17 protein-coding genes are annotated in these 20,670 nt (G+C 36.8%); 8 read left to right on the top strand and 9 right to left on the bottom strand.

Features of this window, described 5'->3' with window-relative positions:
• The first annotated feature begins 76 nt into the window (after window positions 1-76).
• Window positions 77-1,516 carry an SDR family oxidoreductase gene (locus tag LUA86_RS07705; protein ID WP_231460026.1) on the top strand — a complete coding sequence of 480 codons (1,440 nt, stop codon included), beginning with the start codon at window positions 77-79 and terminating at the stop codon, window positions 1,514-1,516.
• 32 nt (window positions 1,517-1,548) lie between these two features.
• Window positions 1,549-2,031: an ankyrin repeat domain-containing protein gene (locus tag LUA86_RS07700; RefSeq protein ID WP_231460025.1), complete on the top strand. Its 483-nt coding sequence runs from the start codon at window positions 1,549-1,551 to the stop codon at window positions 2,029-2,031.
• A gap of 66 nt (window positions 2,032-2,097) precedes the next feature.
• Here the strand turns inward: LUA86_RS07700 and LUA86_RS07695 are convergent, their stop codons facing one another.
• Together LUA86_RS07695 and LUA86_RS07690 are read right to left on the bottom strand one after the other, a co-directional pair.
• Window positions 2,098-4,296 carry a catalase gene (locus tag LUA86_RS07695; RefSeq protein ID WP_231460024.1) on the bottom strand — a complete coding sequence of 733 codons (2,199 nt, stop codon included), beginning with the start codon at window positions 4,294-4,296 and terminating at the stop codon, window positions 2,098-2,100.
• 12 nt (window positions 4,297-4,308) lie between these two features.
• Entirely contained in the window at window positions 4,309-4,863 is a 555-nt protein-coding gene (locus LUA86_RS07690) for a ferritin-like domain-containing protein (RefSeq protein ID WP_231460023.1), read from the bottom strand.
• 199 nt (window positions 4,864-5,062) lie between these two features.
• On the opposite strand from LUA86_RS07690, the gene LUA86_RS07685 reads away from it, so the two are divergent.
• Window positions 5,063-5,485, top strand: coding sequence for a hypothetical protein (locus LUA86_RS07685; RefSeq protein ID WP_231460022.1), 423 nt, complete (start codon window positions 5,063-5,065; stop codon window positions 5,483-5,485).
• 83 nt (window positions 5,486-5,568) lie between these two features.
• Here the strand turns inward: LUA86_RS07685 and LUA86_RS07680 are convergent, their stop codons facing one another.
• Complete coding sequence (locus LUA86_RS07680) at window positions 5,569-5,913, bottom strand: hypothetical protein (protein ID WP_231460021.1); 345 nt, start codon at window positions 5,911-5,913, stop codon at window positions 5,569-5,571.
• A 348-nt stretch (window positions 5,914-6,261) separates the two neighbouring features.
• On the opposite strand from LUA86_RS07680, the gene LUA86_RS07675 reads away from it, so the two are divergent.
• From LUA86_RS07675 to LUA86_RS07655, 5 genes are all read left to right on the top strand, one after another.
• Window positions 6,262-6,792 carry a sigma-70 family RNA polymerase sigma factor gene (locus LUA86_RS07675; protein ID WP_231460020.1) on the top strand — a complete coding sequence of 177 codons (531 nt, stop codon included), beginning with the start codon at window positions 6,262-6,264 and terminating at the stop codon, window positions 6,790-6,792.
• Window positions 6,793-6,994: 202 nt separating this feature from the next.
• Window positions 6,995-7,357 (top strand): hypothetical protein, encoded by a 363-nt coding sequence (locus tag LUA86_RS07670; protein WP_231460019.1) that lies wholly within the window; start codon window positions 6,995-6,997, stop codon window positions 7,355-7,357.
• Window positions 7,357-8,145 carry an ABC transporter permease gene (locus tag LUA86_RS07665; protein ID WP_231460018.1) on the top strand — a complete coding sequence of 263 codons (789 nt, stop codon included), beginning with the start codon at window positions 7,357-7,359 and terminating at the stop codon, window positions 8,143-8,145. Before LUA86_RS07670 ends, LUA86_RS07665 begins: the two co-directional genes overlap by 1 nt.
• 5 nt (window positions 8,146-8,150) lie before the next feature.
• Window positions 8,151-8,924: an ABC transporter ATP-binding protein gene (locus LUA86_RS07660; RefSeq protein ID WP_231460017.1), complete on the top strand. Its 774-nt coding sequence runs from the start codon at window positions 8,151-8,153 to the stop codon at window positions 8,922-8,924.
• A 3-nt stretch (window positions 8,925-8,927) separates the two neighbouring features.
• The gene (locus LUA86_RS07655) at window positions 8,928-9,905 is read left to right on the top strand and encodes an MlaD family protein (protein WP_231460016.1); all 978 of its coding nucleotides are present in this window, start codon (window positions 8,928-8,930) and stop codon (window positions 9,903-9,905) included.
• 89 nt (window positions 9,906-9,994) lie between these two features.
• Here the strand turns inward: LUA86_RS07655 and LUA86_RS07650 are convergent, their stop codons facing one another.
• The 6 genes from LUA86_RS07650 to LUA86_RS07625 form a co-directional block, all read right to left on the bottom strand.
• Complete coding sequence (locus LUA86_RS07650; protein ID WP_231460015.1) at window positions 9,995-10,597, bottom strand: hypothetical protein; 603 nt, start codon at window positions 10,595-10,597, stop codon at window positions 9,995-9,997.
• A 226-nt stretch (window positions 10,598-10,823) separates the two neighbouring features.
• Window positions 10,824-12,662 (bottom strand): glycoside hydrolase family 13 protein, encoded by a 1,839-nt coding sequence (locus LUA86_RS07645; protein ID WP_231460014.1) that lies wholly within the window; start codon window positions 12,660-12,662, stop codon window positions 10,824-10,826.
• Between the two features lie 22 nt (window positions 12,663-12,684).
• The gene (locus LUA86_RS07640) at window positions 12,685-14,049 is read right to left on the bottom strand and encodes an alpha-amylase family glycosyl hydrolase (protein WP_231460013.1); all 1,365 of its coding nucleotides are present in this window, start codon (window positions 14,047-14,049) and stop codon (window positions 12,685-12,687) included.
• A gap of 53 nt (window positions 14,050-14,102) precedes the next feature.
• Window positions 14,103-15,575 (bottom strand): RagB/SusD family nutrient uptake outer membrane protein, encoded by a 1,473-nt coding sequence (locus tag LUA86_RS07635; protein ID WP_231460012.1) that lies wholly within the window; start codon window positions 15,573-15,575, stop codon window positions 14,103-14,105.
• A gap of 6 nt (window positions 15,576-15,581) precedes the next feature.
• Window positions 15,582-18,530 carry a TonB-dependent receptor gene (locus tag LUA86_RS07630; protein WP_231460011.1) on the bottom strand — a complete coding sequence of 983 codons (2,949 nt, stop codon included), beginning with the start codon at window positions 18,528-18,530 and terminating at the stop codon, window positions 15,582-15,584.
• 359 nt (window positions 18,531-18,889) lie between these two features.
• Entirely contained in the window at window positions 18,890-20,554 is a 1,665-nt protein-coding gene (locus tag LUA86_RS07625) for a DUF6377 domain-containing protein (protein WP_231460010.1), read from the bottom strand.
• Window positions 20,555-20,670 lie beyond the last annotated feature (116 nt).

The following is a 20,670-nucleotide window of genomic DNA, read 5'->3' as shown; positions in this document are numbered from 1 at the left end:
AATAGCTAATAAATTTTTTATCCTTAGATATATCAAGGATTCGCAACAATATCCCAATTCATGTGTTAAATTAAATATGAAAATTCTGCTCACAGGGGCTACCGGTTACATCGGAAGAAGACTGATGCCTGCTTTATTGGATATGGGTCATGAACTTATTTGCCTGGTTAGAGACAAAGCAAGGTTAGATATCTCAGCTTTTAAAGCCGGGCAGGTTGAAGTTCTTCAAGCTGATTTGCTTAACCCGGAAACCTTAAAATTGCTCCCTAAAGATATAGACACGGCTTATTATCTTGTTCATTCAATGAGTACCGAAGGCGATTTTAGTAAGAGCGAATTGGATTCTGCGGAAAATTTTATTAATTATCTGAATGAAACTTCGGCCAGACAATTAATTTATCTTTCGGGTATTATTAACGAAGAAAAGCTTAGCAAACACCTTGAAAGCAGAAAGGCTGTTGAAGAAAAACTGTCCAATGGTAAAGTTCCGGTAACGGTGTTGAGAGCCGGAATCATCATTGGTTCGGGAAGTGCTTCGTTTGAAATTATCAGAGACTTAGTAGAAAAACTTCCGGTTATGGTTGCACCAAAATGGCTTAAAACCATGTGTCAGCCAATTGCCATCCGTAACGTAATAGAATTTTTAACGGGTGTTTTAGATAAGAAAGATTACTTCGGAAATCATTATGATATTTATGGGCCAGACTTGTTAACCTATAAGGACATGTTGATGGCTTTTGCAAGTGTAAGAAAGTTAAAACGTAAAATTATTGTAGTGCCTGTTTTTACACCTAAGCTTTCATCCTACTGGCTTTATTTTGTAACTGCAACGTCTTATGCTTTGGCAAAAAACTTAGTTGAGAGCATGAAAATAGATGTTGTGCCCAAAAAGAACCATTTACATAAAGATTTAGGCATTACCTTAATCCCTTATCGCGATGCAATTTCGATGGCCTTTGAAAAAATAGAGCAAAACTTAGTGTTATCTAGCTGGAGTGATTCGGGTAATAGCCGGATTTTTAACAAAGGCCTATCGGCACATATAGAAGTTCCAAAATTCGGTGTTTTTCAAGACAAGCAAAAAATGCCGGCAAAAGATGTAGACCTGGCTTTAAACCGCATTTTTTCTATAGGCGGCAAAAATGGTTGGTATTATGCAGATTGGTTGTGGGGATTTAGAGGTTTTCTTGACCGATTATTCGGTGGCGTAGGTTTAAGGCGTGGCCGAAAAAATGCATCGCAAACATCAGCCGGAGAAGCATTGGATTTCTGGCGGGTAATTTTTTCATCACAAAGTGAGAAACGATTATTACTTTATGCGGAGATGAAACTGCCTGGTGAAGCATGGCTGGAATTTTGTATTGATGAAAAAAATGTGGTGCATCAAACTGCTACCTTTAGGCCTTTGGGCATTAGTGGGCGGATGTATTGGATGGCAATGCTTCCTTTCCACTATTTCATTTTTAAAGGCATGCTTACAAAAATATGTTCAGCTGATGCTTCTAAACATCATTAAAGAAAAAAATCAGCCTTTGGCAAAAAAAATATATGGAAAACTTAGAATTATTACTGATACCAGCTGCAAGAAAAGGCGAAATCGCGGTACTGGCAGAACTGATTAGCAGAGGTGTAAACTTAGAATATAAAGATGAAAAAGGTTATACACCTTTAATTATTGCGGCTTACAACGGACAGACTGAAGCGGTTAAAACGCTTCTTGCGGCCGGAGCAAATGTAGATGCAACAGATTTAGGAGGTAATACCGCCTTAATGGGCTGCGCTTTTAAAGGAAATCTTGAAATTGCAGAATTGCTTATTGATGCCGGAGCAAATTTAAATTTACAGCATGGCAATGGCGGAACAGCGGTAATGTTTGCAGTAATGTTTGGCAGAAACGACATGTTGCAACTTCTTGTTAACCGCGGTGCAGATACAAAACTACCAGATAGCCGCGGACTTACTGCTTTGGAACACGCTTTTCTTCAAGGTAATCAGGAAGCGCAATTACTACTTGGTGGTCAAACTGCTTAACAGTTAATTTATTACATCAAAGCTAAAAAAGGCAAACCATCAGGTTCGCCTTTTTTGTTTTAAAAGCTATGCAGGTACTTTCCGTGGATTTTCTCTATTCCAAAACCTGTGCAAGGCTATCATTTTTTTAAAAGTCTGAATTAAAGCTGAAGCATCATCACTAACTAAAATCCCTTCGCTCAATACAGTTTCTTCTTTAAAATTGGCTGGCAGCTTTTTATGGAAAGCGGTTGCCTCCAGCAATTGCAACGCATCACCATCCGTAGCAATGGCTTTGCAATGTTTAAAAGCTTGATTTAAAAATTGCACCGCATTTGCTTCTGCTTCTAAACTAGCAACCGAATTTGTACCACCAGGAACATAAACAGCATCATATAAAACAGATGCCGCAGTTAAAAAGCTTTCATCTGGTTGAATTTTCTGGTCTTCAACAGAAGTTATTTCACCAAGTCTTGGTGCAATAATATGTACAACTGCTCCATCTGCAACTAATGCATCCTTTACCGAACTTAGCGTTTTACCATTTACACCGTCTGCAGCCAATATGGCTATTTTTCTGGTTTCTATGGTATCCTTAACGGTATTAACCATACTCAGAGCTTCAGATTTTGCTAAACTACCTTCAGGATTTTCTGAAGCATAATCAGCTTTGCTACCATCGGCAGGAATGCTGTTATTCAAATCTTCTAATTCAATTTCAGGAATATGTAATCCTAAAGCATAGGCAATAGCCGAAGCAAGGGCATCATCGATTTGATTCAGCAGCGCTAACATTCTTTCGCGTACCATAATTGATTTTACCTTTCCAAGCTCGAAACTTAAGGCATCGATAATGTGATTTTGCTCTGCCGGACTTTGTGAATGAAAAAATAATCTGGCCTGAGAAAAGTGATCAAAGAAACTTCTGCTTCTGGAACGGATTTTTCTTCCATCAATGCGTTCATTGTAACTTACAAAGCCACCATCGGCCGCTTTAACTTGTGCAGGGTTATTTCCAGCTAATCCATTCGGACCATAAGCGGTTTTACCACGGTTAATGGTTTGACGCATATAACCGTCACGCTGGTTGTTATGAACCGGATTTATTGGTCTGTTAATCGGAATTTCCTGAAAATTTGGACCACCTAAACGGATAAGCTGAGTATCTGTATAAGAAAATAACCTGCCTTGCAAAAGTGGGTCGTTGGTAAAATCAATACCTGGCACAACATGCCCGATGTGAAATGCAGATTGCTCAGTTTCTGCAAAGAAATTATCCGGATTACGGTTTAAAGTCATTTTTCCGATGCGTTGAACCGGCACAAGTTCTTCAGGAATGAGTTTAGTTGGGTCGAGTAAATCGAATTCAAACTTATGCTCATCTTCTTCTGCAACCACCTGGATGCCTAGCTCCCATTCTGGAAAGGCGCCTGCCTCAATGGCGTCCCATAAATCCCTACGATGAAAATCAGGATCCTTACCGGAAATTACCTGTGCTTCATCCCAGGCTACTGCGTGTACGCCTAAAAGTGGTTTCCAATGGAATTTAACAAAGCTCGATTTGCCTTCTGCATTAACCAAACGGAATGTATGAACACCGAAGCCTTCCATCATGCGGTAACTTCTGGGTAAAGCCCTATCACTCATCGCCCACATAACCATGTGTGCCGACTCTGGCAATTGTGAAATAAAGTCCCAAAAGGTATCATGGGCAGAAGCTGCCTGAGGCATCTCATTATCTGGTTCTGGCTTTACCGCATGAATTAAATCAGGGAATTTAATAGCATCCTGAATAAAAAAAACGGGCATATTGTTGCCTACCAAATCAAAATTTCCTTGCTGAGTATAAAATTTTACGGCAAATCCCCTAACATCTCTTGCCATGTCTGTAGAGCCGCGAGAGCCAGCTACTGTAGAAAAACGAACAAATACAGGCGTTTCCTGTGCAGGTTTACACAAAAAATCTGCACAGGTTAGTGCTGATAAATCTTCATAAACCTTAAAAACACCATGAGCACCTGAACCACGGGCATGTACCACACGTTCAGGGATTCGCTCATGATCAAAATGAGTAATCTTTTCACGAAGTATAAAATCTTCAAGAAGTGTTGCGCCTCTGTCTCCCGCTTTCAAAGAGTTCTGGTCATCGTTAATTTTGACGCCAGTATTGCTGCTCATTTGCTGTCCGCTGCTATCATTAATAAAATTTTCCAGCTGCCTGGTTTTATCATTTTCGGCATGATTTAAATTTGCCTGTTTATCGTTATTTTTGCTTTGCTTAGCCATTTTTTAAGGTTTTTATGCTTCTGATAAAGCCTGGTTAATAATATCTTCAAATCCGAGTGCATTAAGTTTCTGCTCTGCGGCTTGCTCTTCATCCAGCGTTTGCTGTAGTAATTCTGAAACAGATTCTAGCGATAGTTTATCAGCTAGGTTTTTTAAACCGGTATAACTTGCTATCTCATAATGCTCAACTTTTCCACAAGCCAAGATAATTCCCAAATCGCGTACTGCAGAATCAGATGGCGTTTGCTCAACAATGCCTTCTGCCTCCTTACTTAAGCCTTCCATCGCATCACACTTTTTTGCCAATGCCTTTTCATCTAACAGGTTAAAAATTTCTTCTAGCCTGGAAACCTGATTTTTTGTTTCAGCTAAATGAGCTGATAAAGCTTTTTGTAGCGATGCAGAACTTGCTGCAGATATCATTTTTGGCAATGCCTTTGTTAAATGATTCTCTGCCCAATACAAATCAGATAAACCATCTTTAAACAATTTAAAGAGTGGGGAGTTATTTTGAATGGGCTGCTTTTCTGTTTGGCTGTCGTTGTTTGGTGTGACTTGTTTTTTCATGGGATGTGTGATTAGGTACTACTATTACAACCCTGTATTTTTTGGAAGGTTTTGCCTATTATTAAATAAGTGTTAATGAAGATTTTCGGTATCTGTACGATGGAAATAATGGAAGTAAATATTATCTTAGTTAAGAACCTATTTACAACATTGATTTTTTAAAACTGAATTAAACCTAATGTGTTTATAGTATATGAAAATGAGTATTGAACTAAGGGAGCAGCTAAGATGTGGTGCAAATCCATACGGAGCTACACTGGCAGACAATATAAATAAATCATACGCCAACATTTCTGCCCGCTATGGTAATGGCAATCTATATCTCTATTTACCAGATTCCTGGGATAAATCGACCGTTCTAAAACCCTGGCTTGATAAATTTTTGAAAACTCAGCCACAAATAAATTGCCCGCTTGAGCGTCTTCAGGTTATTGTTTATCTCCACGATGCCATTCAATTGGTGAGCATATTAAATCCTTCTGAGCTCGATGCAATGGAAATGGATGAGGACAATTCTAAAGCAAGAAAATTTAGACACGACTATTCTCAAGATTGGAAAACACCTATGCCTTTAACGCACCCTTGGTATAAGGATAAAAATTATTTCAAAAACAGCCGTTAGCTTTCTGTAGAATATTTTGAATAGATTAGCATTGAATGCACCTATTGCTCGTCATTTATTAATTTTTGCAATCAAGCTATACTTTAAATCTTATTGTAATGGATGTTCTTCTGCTCATCAATGTACATTTCAAGGCTTATTGAAGTTGTACCGATTACGCAAGGCGACGATTTTGAAGCACCGCGGCTGTTTAAATGTTCGTACAATGGTGTATATAAGGGTTGTAAAGACTGAACTAACTCCTCAAATTCAGTTTCTGCAGCTTTAATTTCATTTTTATACCTTTCAATGTGCTCAACAAATCCGGTACTTTTATCTTCTTTTAAATCTTTTAAGTGTTCTGCCATCGTATAATCAATATGATGTCTTTGTAAAAGGGCTCTTTCTTTTAATCTAAAATAGTCGATGGCAAGTAATAGTTTTTCCATACCAACCTAACGAATTAAGCGGTGTATGGTTTTAATTTTTCATTGTAAAATGCATTTTGGCACATACTATTGAAATTGATGCTTTTTTATGCCAGTATCCATTAATTGTCGGTTTTTGTAGTCATAAGTTTTTAAATAAATCATATTGTTGTTATTGCCAATTATTATAAAAGGCAAAAAAATATAATTTATGGTGATTTACACTTGCTTTAATGAGCAAATTAGTTCAATAAACAAATGACATTTGGATAAATAGTGCTGAAACAGAATTATGTCTGCCAGAATATTGAAAATCAAAAATTTTGGTATTGGATTTGTAATTTAAAAATCATCTCTAAAAAAAGCTATATGACAAATTCTGAATTCAGTTTAAAAACAGCCAGCGTTGCACCAGAATTATTAAGTTTTGCAATGCGTTTCACAAATAACAATGAAGATGCACAAGACCTTTTACAAGACACTTTGGTAAAGGCTTATACATATCAGGCTCAGTTTGATCATCAAACCAATTTAAAAGCGTGGCTTTATACAATTATGAGAAACACTTTTATCAATAATTACAGAAGAAAACTTAAAACGTATGCATTAATTAATCAGCGTGATGAGATAAGCTATAGTGAATTAAGTTACAGTGCGAGCAAAAATTTAGCTGAAGGTTCACTGGTGTTAAAAGATGTTAGAAAAGCGCTAAATCAAATTCCAGAAGCTTATGCAATTCCATTTATCCGCCATTTTGAAGGCTATAAATACTTTGAAATAGCTGAAGAATTAAATATGCCTATTGGAACTGTTAAAACCAGAATTCATCTAGCCCGCAAAATGCTAAAAGAATATTTACAGAGTTATGCTAAGGTTGCCTATAAATCTGGCGAAGCTTAATACAAACCCTTCAAAAAAAGTATGATTATCAATAAACTAAAAGTTACCTCGCACAAAAGGTAGCTTTTTTCATTAATACTAAATTTTTAACATTGATATTCTACAGTTGGTAATACTTACGATTTTTAGGTAAGGGCAAATTTTATATCCTAGTTTTCAGTGTGATAACAAAACAAAAAACCAACACATTTGTATAGTTAGCATGAAACTGAAATTGATGCTTCTTCCTCTTGTGATGATTGCAGCCTGCCAAAATACAAATCCTGAAAAGGGCACCGGCGGAAATCATGTTGAAGAAAAGACTGTACTAAGCAATAAATCAATTGTAGATTCTGCAAAGTCGGTTTTAGATCAATCTTTTGCTTTGCATCAACAATTGCAAAAAGGTAAAATTACGGATGCTGATTTTGAAAAGCAAAATGCGAGCCTGATGGTGCATTTTGAAAGTTTAAATGAAAGTTTGTCTCCGGCTGATACCTTAATTATCAAAGAATATAAAGAAGAAAGAGAGCGGGTGCTTGCAGAGCAAAATAAAAAAAATAATTCATCCGGCATATGGGAGTAATGAATCAAGAAAGTAATCAAAATCAAACCCCAAGCAGATTCGGGCGTGCATTCATCGCCCTTTATAATGTATTTAACTTTATTGGTCGTTTTTTTAAAGAGGCTTTTCTGCCGCCTTATGAATTTAAAGAGCTAATGAAGCAATGTTATGAAATTGGTTACCGATCTGCTTTGCTAATTTCTACCACAGGTTTTATTACAGGTTTGGTTTTCACTAAACAATCACGACCATCCTTATCAGAATTTGGTGCCACTTCATGGCTACCATCTTTAGTGGGTATTGCCTTACTTCGTACCTTAGCGCCTTTACTTACCGGTTTAATTGCGGCTGGTAAAGTAGGCTCGAGTATTGGAGCCGAATTAGGTTCGATGAAAGTAAGCGAGCAGATTGATGCAATGGAAGTAAGTGCAACAAATCCCTTCAAATTCCTGGTTGCAACCCGAGTGCTGGCGGCTACGATTACAATGCCAATACTTACTTTTTATACTGCAATGGTGGGCATGCTTGGTGCATTGCTTAATGTATCTGTAAATGAAGGTACAAGTGCTACAACTTTTTTTCAAAGCGCATTAGAAAGTATAACTTTTCTCGATATTATTGCCTCCACTATTAAAGCCATATTATTTGGTTTTACAATTGCAATTGTTGGTTGTTATCAAGGATATAACTCATCTAAAGGTACTGAAGGCGTTGGTAAGGCTGCAAACTCAGCGGTGGTAACAGCAATGTTCCTAATTTTTATTGAAGAGGTTATTTGTGTGCAGATTTTTAGTTTATTTAATTCTTAAAGGAGATGGAATCGAAACCAAAAACTGATTTATCGACTGAAAAGGTAATCGAAATCCGGAACTTGAATAAAGCCTTTGGAGATTACCGCGTACTAGAATCTGCTTCGCTGGATTTACATAAAGGAGAAAATCTGGTTGTTTTAGGTAAAAGCGGAACAGGTAAATCGGTATTAATTAAAATTATTGTTGGTTTACTATCACCAGATAGCGGCCACGTAAATGTGCTTGGACAAAGTATAGAAACCATCAGCTATGCAGATTTATTGGAACTACGGCTTCGGGTTGGTTTCTCCTTTCAAAACAGTGCACTATATGATAGTATGACGGTTCGTGATAATCTTGAGTTTCCATTAGTGAGGAACCGAAGAGATATGGGCCGAAAGGAAGTTGATGCATTGGTTGAAGAAATGCTGGAGGCTGTTGGATTGTTGCAGGCAATTAATCAAATGCCTTCAGAACTTTCTGGAGGGCAGCGGAAACGGATTGGTATTGCCAGAACACTAATGCTTAAGCCTGAAATTATGCTTTACGACGAACCTACGGCAGGACTTGATCCAATTACATCTAAAGAAATAAATAAATTGATTAATGATGTGCAGGCACGATACCATACGAGTGCGATCATCATTACACATGATTTAACCTGTGCAAAAGAGGTGGGCAACCGGGTTGCTATGCTGGTAGAGCGCAGATTTGACCGCCAAGGCACTTTTGATGACATATTTAATGCAGGCGACGCACAAGCGCAGCCTTTTTTCGATTATAACTTTATACGCTAACAAATGAACGATAATAAAAAGAAAATTACAGTCGGCCTATTCATTGGAATTGGTATTCTGATATTTGTGGTGGCCATTTTCACTTTGGGCAGCCAAAAGAAAACTTTTGTAAAAAGCATTAACCTTAATGTGGTTTTTAACGATATTCAAGGCTTAAAAAAAGGCAACAATGTCTGGTTTTCAGGTGTTAAAATCGGTACAATTAAAAAAATTGATTTTTACGGATCTTCACAAGTTAAAGTACAGCTTAGTATTGAAGAAGATGTTCATAAATATATTCATAAGGATGCCGGTGCAAGTATCGGTGCGGATGGATTAATCGGTAATAAAATTGTGGTGCTTACTGGTGGCACCCCTAAATTTCCCTTTGTAGAAGATGGAGATATGCTTAAGGTAAATACTTCACTTTCTACAGATGATATTATGAAAACCCTTCAGGTAAACAATAAAAATCTTGTAGATGTAACTGGAGATTTTAAAATACTCGCCAAAAATCTGGTTGATGGTAAAGGCGCTGCCGGTGCATTGCTAAGTGACGAAGAAATGGCTAAGAACTTTAAAATGATGGTTGCCAATTTAAGTCAGACCTCTCAAATGACATCAAAAGCTGCCGTAGAATTACGCGAATTTAGTAAAACTATTAATACTAAGGATGGTTTGATGCATCAGATGTTAACCGATACAGCAGTGTTTAAGAGGTTTGAATCTGCTGTTGCAAACTTAAACAAAACAACACAATCTGCTAGTGCTATGGCAGATAACCTCCAAAGTGCATCTGCAAAACTTAAAAGCAACGATAACGCAGCCGGCCTATTGTTAAATGATGAGCAAACAGCTAAACAAGTTAAATCGATTATGGTTAACTTAGAAAAAAGCAGTAAGAAACTTGATGAAGATTTAGAAGCGCTTCAAAGCAACTTTTTATTACGTGGTTTCTTTAAAAAACGTGCTAAAGATTCTTTAAAACTGAAAAACAACTAAGGTAATTGCAGAATTTAAAACATAAAAATAAAATCCCGGCTAGCCCGGGATTTATTGGTTAAATAAGAATTTAGAATTGACTTTTTTATTTAATTCTGCAGTAAACCATCAGTAAGGCTTTTCCACTGAGGATAAGAAACACCTAGTTTTGCTGCAGCGCCAACTAAAAAATTTCTTGCCATATCAAGTAATCCAACTCCGTTAGTGTTTGTCGTTTCATTTCTTGCAAACTCTTCTGCAAAAACTAAATATCCTTCCCTGCTAACTTTAAATGTAGAGGTAGCATCTTTATCCAGAAAATGTGCAATAACTTCTGATTTTGAACAGGGCATTGATGATGGTCTGACGCGAATAGCAGTCCATTCATAATTCTCGTCCTCAGCACGGCCAATAGCTTCAACCCTAACCCAATCATAACCCATGCCGGCCTCAGTGCCAAGCCCTGGTATATCAATTCTTATAAAATCCCCCTCTTCTACTAATCTATCTGTTTTGTTCCTATTTTCATCAAATAACTGAAATTTTGAAGGACTACTGTATGTTCCCCATGCATTAACGTTCAATAATCTTTCAACGCTTCGCTGGTAAATAAGCTTTGCATGGGCTTCAGTTTCTGCTGCTACACCAGACTGAACATGCATGCTGCTACCTTTTTTTTGAGGTGGAATAAATTCTGACTTTATCTGTTTCATTCTTGTCTCTATAAATTGATGATATAACCTTTTTAATGAGACAAAGTTTTTTGAACTTGCAAAATGCGTATTTAATCAGATGAAGAAATGTTAAATTAATTTTAAAATAAACTGGAAAAAAAATCTATTTGTAGATTTGAAACAGCCTGATATTAACAAAGCAACACCATCCGATGTTGCTTTTGCACTTAACCAAATTAAGGCGACTTCAATTTTTCTCTTAATTTTATTTATTTAGTTCGAAAATATATTGCCCCTTAGCTGGTATAGAAATTTCTTTAGAAATTTGCATATTTTTTCCTGAGATGATATCTTTTCCTGAAGAATAACCAGAAGTAATATCTGTAAATCGCTCCATAGAGATTGATTGGTCTTTTAAAGAACTGTTAAGCACAACCATTACACTTTGGTTATCAGCCTTCCGACCGTAAACATATACACCATTTTTTGGTGCATAATGAATCAATTTTCCACCTGTTATCGCCTTACTGGTTTTGCGCCACTGTAAAAGATTTTGCAAATAATCCCAGGCTTCATTTTGAATTTCACTCCGGCCTGCTTTTGTAAATTCATCCTTTTTATCCTCTTGCCATCCGCCAGGAAAATCAACTCTTAGGCGTCCGTCTCCATCTTCTTTGGTACCAATCATTAACACTTCTGTACCATAATAAATTTGCGGAATGCCGCGTGTGGTGAGCAAAAAAGCCAATCCCTGCTTAAAACGTTTTAAATCTTTATCTTCTTTTCTACTAAATCTTCCTAAGTCATGATTATCCAAAAAGGTTAATATTTGATAAGGGTCAGCATAAACAAAATCCTGTGCTACATCTTCGAAAATTTCGTTTAAATAACCATTATCGGTTTCGCCATCAAACGCCTTTTGCATGGTAAATGTTAAAGAGAAATCCATTGGCGTTTTCAGGTGCGAATCTTTTTTATCGAAGGTAGAACCAGCTTGCCACCAGGCTGGAGATGTTTTTTTGTTATACCAGGTTTCGCCAACAATATTAAAATTAGGATACTCATCATAAACTTCTTTATTCCATCTGGCCAGAAAATCAAAATCCATATAGGAGTACGTATCCTGTCTGATACCATCAATGCGGGCATATTCTATCCACCAAATACTATTTTGAATTAAGTAAGTTGCAAGATGGGGGTTTCGCTGGTTCAAATCTGGCATGCCTCGAGTAAACCAGCCATTTAAAAATGTATTACGTTCGGTAGGCGACGCATGAACATCCATCACAGAAACTGTTGCATGGTTAGTTTGTAGAAAAACACCATCATTATTTATCCAATCTTTAGATGGCAAATCTCGCATCCACCAGTGCGAACTTCCACAATGATTTAGCACCATATCCATCACCATCTTCATACCTTTATTATGTGTTTCCTGAGTTAGTGCTTTAAATTCTTCATTGCTACCAAACCTTGGGTCTGATTGATAAAAATCTGTAATCGCATAGCCGTGATAAGAGCCACCTCTCATTCTATTTTCCTGTATCGGATTTAGCCAAACTGTGGTAATACCCAGGTCTTTCATATAATCCAGCTTTTGCCTTACCCCTTCGTAATCTCCACCATGACGAGCATTCGGGCTTTTCCTGTTGATTAAAACGCTATCCAGATTATCGTTTTTTGCATTGCCGTTTGCAAAACGATCAGGCGTTATTAAATACAAAACATCAGCGGCATTGAAACCCAATGCACCACTTTTATCTGTACGGTTTTTTAAAGGATAATTATAGGTAAACTTATCTGCACCATTAGAGAAGTCGATTGATACATTACCCGCCTTTGCGCTTTTAGAAACATTTACATACAGAAATACGTAATTTGGATTTTCTACCTTTACCGCTTCTTTTAAACTTACACCCGGGTAATTAAGCGTAACTTTTGCATTGCCAATTCCCGGCCCATAAACCAGAATCTGAAACTCCGTTTTTTTCATACCCACCCACCAGTTTGCCGGTTCTACCCTGTTTATGGTAATTTTTGCAAATACGCTATTCCAATTGCAAAGCAAAGCCAGTAGGCTTAAATAAATTATTTTCTTACACATTTCATTTTTTTTATTTTATGAATTAATGTTTAATTTTTAAAACCATATATTGATATGGCTCAAGTTTAACTTGTGCAGGCAAAACAGTCTTTTTATTACCAAAAACATCAATCCAATTGCCAGTTAGCGATGTTGGCAGATTATAATCTACCGACTTATTTCTCAAATTTGATAAAACCAACACCTTTTCACCGTCTAGAACCTTGGTAAATACGCACACATCATCGCTGCTGTAGGAAGTCATTTCTCCCCTACGCACCGTTTTATTTTTATTCCAAAAGTTTACAACTCTTTTGTAATCAGCAAGCACTTCTTTATTAGTTTCTTCTAACGACCAATCAATTGATTTACTTGTAAAAGGGAAAGTAAGGCGGAATGGTGTGCCAATTTCCTGACCATTGTATATCATTGGGATACCTTTCATGTAAGCGGTTACTACAAAGGCGGCCATAGAACCTTTTTTGCCACCAAATAAATCTAATGGAGTACCGTCAGAGCCATTTACATCGTGATTAGTAAGGTAGCGAACCACAGCTTGTCCTTCAGCAGCACCTTTATAATCTCTTTCGTTTAGCGCATCGATAGATTTTACAGACTTATTTTTATTGAAGATGCTTTTAAGGTTGCCAAAATAGTTGAAACCAAAAAAGTAATCGAAACCTACACCAAGGTATTTAGGGCTGCTTCCTTCTGCAAGCATTAAAAGTTTATGCGTTTTAATCGTTTTTAAACTATCGTTTACTTGCTTCCAAAAATCCAGCGGCGGACCATCAGCATAATCACAGCGAAAACCATCGATATTCGCTTTATACACCCACGATTTCATCGAATGAATTAATGATAATCTTAGTTCCTGATTTTTAAAATCAAGCTGGGCTACATCTCGCCACGTTTCCGGATATTTAATTTGACCAACGCTATCACGCACATAATAACCGGGTTTTTCTATCCATGGATGATCCCATGAAGTATGATTGGCTACAATATCTAACATCACAGCAATATTTCTCTTATGCGCACCATCTACCAATTTTCTTAAATCTTGTAGAGAGCCAAATTCTTTACCTACAGAATCATAATCCATTGTAGCGTATGGGGAGTTTGCACCTTTAAGCTTACCTACCGGATAAATTGGCATCAGGTAGATTACATTAACACCTAAATTTTTTATCGCGTCCAGGCGAGCCGTAACACCAGCAAAATCTCCGGTTTTACTAAAGGCACGAGTATTTACCTGGTAAAGAATTACATCCCGCCTATCGGGTACGCCCTTAAAAGGTTTTCCATATTGTGGTGGATATGCTTTCTCTTGACCTAAGCTTACAAGTGGTAAAATTAAACAGCAAATTGCTGCAAAAAGACGTATCGAAATTTTGTTTCTCATCATTTATTTATTGTTATGTTAATCTGGGGATATCAAAAGTATCCCCAGAAATACTATTAATAACCAGGGTTTTGTTTTAAATTAGGATTTGCGTTCATTGCCGCCGTAGGTATAGGGAAAATTTTCCAATGTGCATCAACAGCAGGAACCAATCCATGCCCTAAAGTAAACGTATCAAAGCGAATCATATCTTGCCTGCGATGTCCTTCCCAATTCAATTCAAACCCACGCTCATCATAAATGTTTTCGAGAGTTGGATTTGCACTAAGTGCACTCAATCCCGCCCTTACCCTAACCTGATCGATAAATGGTTTGCCAGAAGCCGCATTACCCAAGCGTACATTACATTCGGCCATCATAAGCAATACATCAGCATAGCGATAAATAGGAAAATCGTTTGAACTTCCGCTACCATCATTTGGTGCTACAGGATAAAATTTTACACCCCTAACCCCTTCTGTTATACCAGCTCCGGGATTTATTAATGAAGTTACCTTTGGCGTATAGGTAACACCGCCTGGCTGAGGACCAATTAAAAACTGTTTAATTCTGATATCGTTTGCAGCGTACTTATTGTATGTTTCTTCTGGCACTATTGTTCCATTCCAGCCGGCAAAACCAAACATTGCAACACCATTTGGTCCGTTTACACTTCTAAGCGCCAATACATTATTTCCAATTACATTACGCTTTAACCAAATTGCCAAAATAGTTTCATCATCAGGACAGGTATCGCCAAAAAGTTCAAAATAACGATTACCCAATGGACTTGAAGCATTTGCAGTTCCCGGATGCAAGGTATAACCTCCAGATGCTACTTTTGTGCATGCTGCCAAACATTCTGCCCATTTTGGAGTACCAGTATAAACACCAGCATTAAGATACATTTTGGCTAAGAATGTATATGCCGCCCATTTATTAAAGCGGCCATAAAAAGCACCACCCTTTGTTTCTGGCAGAATATCTGCATTGGCAGTAATTTCGCTAACAATCCAATTAAAAATTTGAGTTCTGGTTTGTGTTTTTAGCTGTGCAGTTGTAATATTATTATCAGTGTAAAATGGTACATCTCCAAAATCATCTATTAACAGATAATAAAACCATGCACGTAAAATCTTCACCTCTGCAAGTTTAGCTGCAGGTGCGCTGGCTTTTTCTAATTGCTCAACAGCCAAATTTGCAAGGTAAATTGAATTGTAACAAGCGTTCCAGGTGGTATTAATCTGGCCTAAGGCCGGTGTCCAGGCTCGGGTATATAACCACGCATTTTCTGGCCCCCAATCTCCGCTTACTCTATGCGGCACTACCTGTTCATCGGTACACATATTATTAGTGTCATAATATCCATTGTCTCCACCACCAAACTGTGGCATACGGGCATAAACACTAGCTAAAGCTATATCTGGTCCTTTCGGATCTGCAAAAAATTGGTCTGCTGTGTATTTATCGTAAACATTCTCGTCAACTTTTGTGCAGCTATTTGCCATTAATCCTGCCGCAATTATCGTGGTAATTATTAATTTTTTCATCACTTTTTATTTTAAGATAATATTTAAACCAACAGCAATATTTCTAACCCTTGGGTAAATACCATTGTCTCCGCCGGTTTCCTCTGGGTCAATACCCGAATATTTTGTTATCAGCAATAAATTTTGGCCGGTTAGCGAAAAGCGTACCGAACTAATGTGTTTTGATTTAGCTGTAGGAATTCTATAGCCAAGATTTACGTTTTCCAAACGGATAAATTTTCCATCCTCCAACCAGTAATCAGACGCTAAAGGATATGCAGATGTGAAAATATTATCATCGATAGCACTTTTAAGTAAGTTAGATTTTCCTAAATTTTCTAAAAAGCTCAGGTTTGAGCGTAAAGCATTAAACAACTTGTTACCACCAGAACCACGAACTAATATTGCTGCATCGAAATTTTTATAGCTAAAGCTCGGCGTAAAGGCAAAAGTATATTTTGGCTGTGTTTGTCCGGCGAAGATTCTATCAGGACTTGTAGCACCCGCATCTATACGCCCGTTTCTATCCTGGTCTACAATAATTTGTGTTCCATTTGTTGTTACACCTCCATGCTGAAGTATGTAAATTGAACCGATGGCCTGACCAACAACCAGATAAGCATTTTGCCCACCATACGGAACATTATTGGTAATTAATGGTACGCCATTAAGTGAGCCGCTTAAATTTAAAACTTTTGAATCCATTAAAGTTACATTTCCACCAAGTGTTAATCTTGTAGAAGCATTGCTGATGAGATCGTAATTTAAAGCCATTTCCACACCTCTACCTTGGATGCTACCAACATTGGCCTGAATGGAGCCTGTTGGGAAGGGAGGTTGTGGCACTGTATAGCCATACAGCAACTTATTTGTAACATTTTTATAAATATCGAAGCTACCATTCAGGCGGCCTTTAAATAGGGCAAAATCTAAACCTATATTTGTAGATTTCTTCTGCTCCCATTCCAAATCAGCATTTGCATTTTGCGTAACCCTGAAATTGGTTTGCACATTCCCTGCAAAAAATACAGTTCCAGATCCTTGTACAATTTGCAGAGATTGTAGAACATTTAAAGGCTGCTGATTTCCTGTAATACCAAAACCGGCCCTTAATTTAAGCGAAGAAAACACATTCTGATTTTTCATAAACGGTTCCTGGTCAATTTTCCAGGCTACCGATGCCGACGGAAAATTACCCCATTTATGATTTGCACCAAAAACTGTGGCACCATCTCTCCTAAAGTTTGCAGTTAATAAATATCGGTCTTTGTATGAGTAATTTACACGACCTAAAACCGAAACAGTTCTGCGTTGATTACGATATGAAGAATAATCTCCAGCTTGCACTTTAGAAAAATCTCCTAAACCAAGGTTATTATAGGTGGCCAAGTCATTTACAAATCCACGAGCTGCGCTACCGCTTCCAGAATCCATTTGGGCCTGCCATTCGTAAACCGCAGCTGCATCAAAATGATGATCTCCGAAATCTTTGCTGTAATTCAACTGAAAATCCATCAGTTTATAATCAGAATTATTGTTATTAACGCTTGCATATCCCTTCTGATCTATAGCTGCAGCCACAGTTGATATTGCTGGTGTATAATTTCCTGATGTACCATTAGTTTTCTGCCAGCTGCCAAATACCTCTGCTGATAAGCCACTGATAATTTTATAGTTAATACGCATCGAACCTAATAAACGGTTAGATTCAGTTTCACTAATGATGCTATTCGCAGCAGCCAATACATTCAAAGGCTGAAAAAGATTTGGATCAGTAAAATAACTGCCATCTGGGCGATAAACCGGATCTGTTGGCCTTGATATGTATGCGTTAGAAATGAGATTTGAAGTAAAAGCTGCACGGCCAATAGAACCCGGACTTCCATTATTTTGAGTATTAGTTCCGTTTAAAGTCATCGTAATGGATAATTTATTTTCCAATGCCTTTTGAGTAGCTTCAATTCGACCAATAAAGCGTTGATTATCAGAATTTATAACTATACCATTTTGCAGTACCATACCTAAAGATGCACGGTAAGAAAAATTATCACTACTACCACCTAAAGTAAGCGTATGGTTTTGTGTTGTACCATTTCTGGTAAGCAAGCCAAACCAATCGGTATCAGCACCAAAATTAGAAGATGCCGGTATACTTCGGGCAGCAGCCTGTTGCGACCATTCTGCAGCCGAAAGCATTTCGAGTTGTCTGGTTACAACATCTACTGAAGAATTTGCATTATACTCAATAGATGTACCACTTCTGCTTTTTTTCATGGTTACAATCAGCACGCCTGATGCTCCGCGTGAACCATAAATAGCCGTTGCAGAAGCATCTTTTAGCACTTCAATACTTTGAATTTCCGTTGGCGGAATTTGATTAAGGAAACTTACATCGCCCTGAACACCATCTATAACCACAAGCGGATTGTTATTGCCTTGAATTGAAGTAATACCTCTGATTTTAATATTTGGAGCACTGCCCGGTTCGCTCCCTGTTTGGGTAATTACCACACCGGCAGCCTTACCTGCTATCTGTTGCAATGGACTGGTAATAGCACCCTGATTAAAATCCTTACTACCGATACTGGCCACCGCACCCGTAACATCCGATTTCTTGGTAGTTCCATATCCAACTACAACAACATCAGAAAGTGATTTAGCATCTGGTTTGAGTTGAATAACAACTGCCTTGCCTCCTGTTAAGGTACGCTCAGCAGGGTCATAGCCCATATAATTTACAATAATGGTGAGCGCATTTTGATTTAAAGCAAGCTGAAACTCTCCGTTCGAGTTTGTTGTTGTTCGTTGATTTGTTCCTTTAATCTGGATTGTGGCTCCTGCTAAAGGCTCATTATTTTCATCTACAATCTTTCCATTAAAAGCAGATTGCTGAGAAAAGGCAATGCTGGAAATGATTAGGAAAAGTATGGTTAGTCCATACCTGAAAGAATAAAAAAAGTAGTTTTTTCTCATCATAATTTTGATTAGTAATTTGGTTAGTTGCAGCTGAAAAGGCTTCCAGCGATTACGAATCAAAGTAAGAAGAGTTTAAAAATAAACGCAAGAGCAGAAAATCCAAATATTAAAAATATATGAAACACAAAACATATAATATATTAATAATCAGATACTTGAATAATAAATTATAGAAATAATATATAGATCATCTATAAGAAAACGAGAAGATAATACACCTTTTTAAACACATTTTAACACTCACAACAAGAGCGATTAAAGACTTAAAAATCAAATGTTATGTGCCGAATTAATAGAATATAAAAACCCAAATATTAAAATTTATTTGGATTGGTCATATTTGATATTTTTCTTTTATACTAATAGTCGAACGGGAATTCGTTTTTTACAGTTCGGATATTCATAATCTTTTCTTTAAAAACATCATTTGCTATTAAAGATCTGTTTTTGACTTTCGTTTTGTAAGTATAAATAGTATTTACAGAATAGTTCAAAATCTTGGCAATGGTTTCATTCTCATCAATGCCTAATCTAATTAAAGCAAAAATCCTGAGTTCCTTATTTAAAAGCTGCCCGGCAGTTGGTAGAGTTCTATCCTCATCTGCAAATAACGCATTAAACTCTTGTATAAAATCTGGAAAAAGATTTAAGAAAACTTCATCGAAACGCTGAAAAAAATGTTCCCTTTCGATATTGGTATTTAGTCTGTTAATAATTACCTGCAATTCATCATATTGCTTATGATGTACAATTTTTTCCAGGCTTCGTTTAAGCTTTTCGAGTTTCTCGATAGAATCTGCATTGATGTTAAAAAATTGCCCAATGTATTCCTCCTTAATCAGATTTACTTCGTCAAGTTTACGATTGGTACGTGTTAATGAGCGATTGGCCACATCAAGAGAATTGTTAATATTGAGCAGCTCAGCATTAGCAAGATTTAAATCATGATTTTTTTCCAATATTAATGTATCGGCAATCCTAATTTTCTTTAATTGTCTAAAAGTTGTGGTTGCAAAATAGATTGTCAGAATAATTAAGCCGGTAATAATCGAAGCATATATTAGAAGCGAACGTTTTTGTTTTTCAATATCATTGATTTTATCCCTTTCTATTATAGGTAGTATATTACTGATTTCAACCTTGCGCTGTTTCGCTCCATAAAAATTATTATCCTCTATAGCACTATGAATATAAGTGAAAGCTTCTTTAACACTTCCTTGGCTATATAAGTATTTAGCAAGATTAACTAAAGCTAATGATTCTTTTATAGAATGAGTATTATCCAGTATTGAAGATTTTATCAGATAGCTAACCCCTAAATCAGGCTTATTAACGCTAAAATACAGATAACTCAAACAGCTGTAATTAATTGCGCTATCCTGATAAGTTGATTTCATTTTCAGCAACCGCTCGTAAGGCTCAATTGCAGCCTTAAATTGTTTACTTCGGAGTAGTTTCAAACCCTTACCCGAAAGATATTCATAAGAAGCTATTGGATACTTATTCATTATTGTATCACAATATTTTATACCTCTTTCCTTGTAATGCTCACTAAAATCATGGATTTTATTGTAATCAGTTAAATCGAAATTACTCCTGGCCATTAGAAAATAATACTCAAACTGGTGGCTTTCATTTAATAATTTCGGATTTACACCTTGCAATGTATCCAAACCTTCTTTAAACATACCAGAAGATATCAGTACAAACCCCACATTAACTTTGGAATAATTAATTTTTGCGGGGTCTTTTAATAAATGAGCACAATCACTTGCTTTACGAGAATATACGTATGCCGAATCGTGTATATAAGACTTGTAAGCGTTAAACAAAGCCAGATAAGCCTGATAACGCAAATCTACATTGTTAAAATTGGCTTTAAGTTTTTGCTGAAGCCTACCAATAGACGCCCTTTTTTTAGCATCAAAAAACGCCTTATCTTTTAGTACATTCGTTAATACTTTTTTAAGGCTATCAATATTCTCCTTTCCAAAAGCCGGAGCAGAAAAAGTAAAAGTGACCAAAAAAATTAGAAGATTAATGCCAAACCTTAAACACCGAATTATTTTAAAGCTTGTGGAGCGTAACATCATTTTGGTATATAATGAAATGATTTAAAGCAATAAACAATTGCATGTTT

This window comes from Pedobacter sp. Leaf132 (genome assembly GCF_920984695.1).
Lineage (GTDB): Bacteria > Bacteroidota > Bacteroidia > Sphingobacteriales > Sphingobacteriaceae > Pedobacter.
The sequence above is the reverse complement of the archived record's forward strand: the minus strand, read 5'-3'. Positions and strand labels throughout refer to the sequence as shown.

Bases quoted from the DNA above. Each gene is read 5' to 3' on its own strand.
- LUA86_RS07630 (WP_231460011.1), bottom strand. From the start codon at position 18,530: ATGATGAGAAAAAACTACTTTTTTTATTCTTTCAGGTATGGACTAACC.
- LUA86_RS07685 (WP_231460022.1), top strand. From the start codon at position 5,063: ATGAGTATTGAACTAAGGGAGCAGCTAAGATGTGGTGCAAATCCATAC.
- LUA86_RS07665 (WP_231460018.1), top strand. From the start codon at position 7,357: ATGAATCAAGAAAGTAATCAAAATCAAACCCCAAGCAGATTCGGGCGT.
- LUA86_RS07640 (WP_231460013.1), bottom strand. From the start codon at position 14,049: ATGATGAGAAACAAAATTTCGATACGTCTTTTTGCAGCAATTTGCTGT.
- LUA86_RS07635 (WP_231460012.1), bottom strand. From the start codon at position 15,575: ATGAAAAAATTAATAATTACCACGATAATTGCGGCAGGATTAATGGCA.
- LUA86_RS07690 (WP_231460023.1), bottom strand. From the start codon at position 4,863: ATGAAAAAACAAGTCACACCAAACAACGACAGCCAAACAGAAAAGCAG.
- LUA86_RS07645 (WP_231460014.1), bottom strand. From the start codon at position 12,662: ATGTGTAAGAAAATAATTTATTTAAGCCTACTGGCTTTGCTTTGCAAT.
- LUA86_RS07675 (WP_231460020.1), top strand. From the start codon at position 6,262: ATGACAAATTCTGAATTCAGTTTAAAAACAGCCAGCGTTGCACCAGAA.
- LUA86_RS07660 (WP_231460017.1), top strand. From the start codon at position 8,151: ATGGAATCGAAACCAAAAACTGATTTATCGACTGAAAAGGTAATCGAA.
- LUA86_RS07700 (WP_231460025.1), top strand. From the start codon at position 1,549: ATGGAAAACTTAGAATTATTACTGATACCAGCTGCAAGAAAAGGCGAA.
- LUA86_RS07695 (WP_231460024.1), bottom strand. From the start codon at position 4,296: ATGGCTAAGCAAAGCAAAAATAACGATAAACAGGCAAATTTAAATCAT.
- LUA86_RS07655 (WP_231460016.1), top strand. From the start codon at position 8,928: ATGAACGATAATAAAAAGAAAATTACAGTCGGCCTATTCATTGGAATT.
- LUA86_RS07670 (WP_231460019.1), top strand. From the start codon at position 6,995: ATGAAACTGAAATTGATGCTTCTTCCTCTTGTGATGATTGCAGCCTGC.
- LUA86_RS07680 (WP_231460021.1), bottom strand. From the start codon at position 5,913: ATGGAAAAACTATTACTTGCCATCGACTATTTTAGATTAAAAGAAAGA.
- LUA86_RS07650 (WP_231460015.1), bottom strand. From the start codon at position 10,597: ATGAAACAGATAAAGTCAGAATTTATTCCACCTCAAAAAAAAGGTAGC.
- LUA86_RS07705 (WP_231460026.1), top strand. From the start codon at position 77: ATGAAAATTCTGCTCACAGGGGCTACCGGTTACATCGGAAGAAGACTG.